Here is a 2565-nt window from a genome sequence, read left to right as displayed (position 1 = left end):
GTTGGCCCGGCGCCTGGTCGACGTGCTGTGGGCACTGCTGCGCGACAACCGCCCCTTCGACACCCAGCCCCCGAGCATCAACGGAATCCGAGCTGCGGCTTGACATGGTCATTGAGATTCCTTCGGTTCCGCGTGAATGCGACCTCGGGAACTGGGCCCGCCACCGCCGCTGCGGCGCACGCGCTTTCGCCACGTCGGCAGTCAGCCATGTCTGGACTCCTGTCTTTCGGTCTATCCAGAAGCTTCGACGAGGGAGCCACCCGGGATTCATCGGTGCAGTCGAGGTCGTGTACACGCTCCTGCGGAGGCCCTGTACTCGGCATGATGGTGCGATCGGCCAGCGTCGGACGCGCACTACTGCTCGTTGATCTTCCGAGGTGTCGCGCCGGGCCGGTTCGGTCAGCGTGATCAGCGGCATTATGGTGCGTGCCGCCGGTTCAGGATGCCTCCCAGCCGGGCGGTTACAGGGTGAGTATGGCGGCAGCGACCTGGTCGGCGGCGGTGTGGCGCAGAGCGGTACCCATGTCGTCGAGGACGAGCAGTCGCGCCGCGGGGATCTCGGCGGCGAGAACCTCGCCGTTGCCGACCGGGAAGAACGGGTCGGCGCGACCGTGCACCACGAGTGTGGGCACGTCGAGTTCACCGAGCCGCTCCCGCCAGCGCGGGGCGCAGTCGATGCGGGAGAACACCATCCCGAGCTGGTTGGCCTGGTGCACCGCGGGATCACTCGATGGCGTCCGGTCCCAGATTCGGGCCGCCTTCGCCCGCGCTTCCCGCGGATCGTCACCCTTCGACTCGGCCGCCGCGGCGGCGAACGCCGCGACGGCATCCCGGTCGGTCCAGTCCGGCATCGGGTGGGAGAACAGGGCAACCATGAACGCGGGGTCGTGGTCGGGCAGGTCCTCATCGACCGGGCCCGGCGCTACCGGCCGGGTGCCGACGAGAGTCAGTGCGGAGAACACCTCCGGGTGATCCAGCGCGGCGACCTGAGCGACCATCCCCCCGACACCGACCCCACCGAGGTGGGCGGTCCCGGCGCCGAGCGCCCCGACCAACGCGGCCGCGTCGGCGACGAGATCCCGCAGGTCGTACGACGGATTCTCCGGGTCGAGGGTCGTCGACGCGCCGGAGTCACGCAGGTCGTAGCGGACCACGCGCCGCCCACCCGACGCGAGCCGCTCGCACAGCGCGTCGGGCCAGGACAACATCGTCGTGCCGCCGACCAGCAGGACCAGCGGATCCTCCTCGCGGCCGAAGCTCTCGATGCCGAGATCCACACCGTTCGCCCGTACGGTGGTCATGTCGAATCGGAACGGTCTCGTCATGCCTGGACTCCTATCTGTCGGTATCTCCAGAGGTGTCGACGACAGGCTCAGCCCAAAGTCATCGGTGCAGCCCAGATCGCGTCCACACTCCCGCAATCGCCACAAACCCGACAACAGCGGTTGTCCCGGCTGAATGCTCGCGGTATGCCATGTCGCCATAACTGGCCGCTCACGGGGAGTCGCAACTGGCCGTACTTGGGAACTCCCGGTGGCCGCTGACACCCCCTTCCAGCTTCCGGTTCGGGCTGCGAGGTGTCGTAGGGTATCGATCACTCCGCGCGCGTCCGCAGCGAATACGACAAGCGGATCCGCACGCTGCCCACCGGCGGACTAACCGAACCCTGGCCTGGTCCCACGTGATCAACGCTTGGCTTAGCTGGACGCCGAGGTTGACCAGGGGCGTCGTTGAGGATCGCCTCAGCAGCGGCGAACGACATCGGCGCCCGCCTCAGCGCGTGGACTCCGGCGCCGACGAACACGACGAAGGCCTCACTCCGCCCTGACACCGACCCAACCGGAGCGTCTGCCGCCGGTAGCCACATTCCTTCCGACACCGTGACCTGGTCGATCAGCCTTCGTTTGCCGCTCCTGACGAGTCCCCCAACGACACCGCTCGGGGGCGCACGGCTGGTGGACGGGAAACCCACATCTGAGGTGGGGTCCACGAGCTTGTCGGGATTGGGGCGCGCGAGGAAGTGGAGCGCGGTCGCCGCGACATGGTCGTGGTGTCGGATCGCTGACGACATGCGTCCCGGAAAGTTTTCGAGAAATCCGGGGGAGGCGGTGTCGGATCGGGGTGGTGGTGTTCGTTGCAGGGGTAAGGCTGCCCACCAGGGGCGGCGCCAAGGCAAAGGAACCGATCATGAAGCTGACGACCATGACCCAGGTCACCATCGATGGAGTCATGCAGGGAAACGGCGCCACGTCGGACGACCGCAGGAACGGATTCGAGCGCGGCGGATGGGCCCGGGGGTGGGGCGACGGCCCACCGTTTAGCGGTGGTCGCTGACACTTGGAATCGTTCGGCGGCTCGGCGCAGCGGCCAGCCATCGTCGACGACGCACCGCGCCAGACGCAACCGACCCAGTTCTGACAGCGGAGCATTACGGTGAATCTCAGTGTGAGACTTCCGTTGCCGCCGAATGCGGTGGTAGATCAGCTCCGGTCGCGGGGTGACTCTTACGGTGGGTGCCGCCGGTGAGGTTGGCCTTTTCGTGAATCGTCCACTGCGGCCGGAGCT

At 67.4% G+C, this 2565-nt stretch carries 2 protein-coding genes and 1 pseudogene; 1 reads left to right on the top strand and 2 read right to left on the bottom strand.

All coding sequences use genetic code 11. From position 1 onward, the window contains the following. Positions 1–461: 461 nt before the first annotated feature. Entirely contained in the window at positions 462–1301 is an 840-nt protein-coding gene (locus GVY39_RS33600; protein WP_159930992.1) for an alpha/beta fold hydrolase, read from the bottom strand. 886 nt (positions 1302–2187) lie between these two features. Between GVY39_RS33600 and GVY39_RS33595 the strand changes: the two genes are divergently transcribed. Then, positions 2188–2334: a hypothetical protein gene (locus GVY39_RS33595; RefSeq protein ID WP_236565825.1), complete on the top strand. Its 147-nt coding sequence runs from the start codon at positions 2188–2190 to the stop codon at positions 2332–2334. Here the strand turns inward: GVY39_RS33595 and GVY39_RS33590 are convergent. Continuing rightward, a pseudogene (locus GVY39_RS33590) lies at positions 2308–2439 on the bottom strand (leucine zipper domain-containing protein); the annotation flags it as partial. The gene GVY39_RS33595 and the pseudogene GVY39_RS33590 overlap by 27 nt on opposite strands. Positions 2440–2565 lie beyond the last annotated feature (126 nt).

Origin of the sequence: Nocardia sp. CY15 (assembly GCF_009829295.1) — a bacterium.
Lineage (GTDB): Bacteria > Actinomycetota > Actinomycetes > Mycobacteriales > Mycobacteriaceae > Nocardia > Nocardia sputi.
This window is presented reverse-complemented; position numbering and strand designations above follow the sequence as displayed.

What these genes read in the sequence shown, in the direction of transcription:
- GVY39_RS33595 (WP_236565825.1), top strand. Translation starts at nt 2,188, where the DNA reads ATGAAGCTGACGACCATGACCCAGGTCACCATCGATGGAGTCATGCAG.
- GVY39_RS33600 (WP_159930992.1), bottom strand. Translation starts at nt 1,301, where the DNA reads ATGACCACCGTACGGGCGAACGGTGTGGATCTCGGCATCGAGAGCTTC.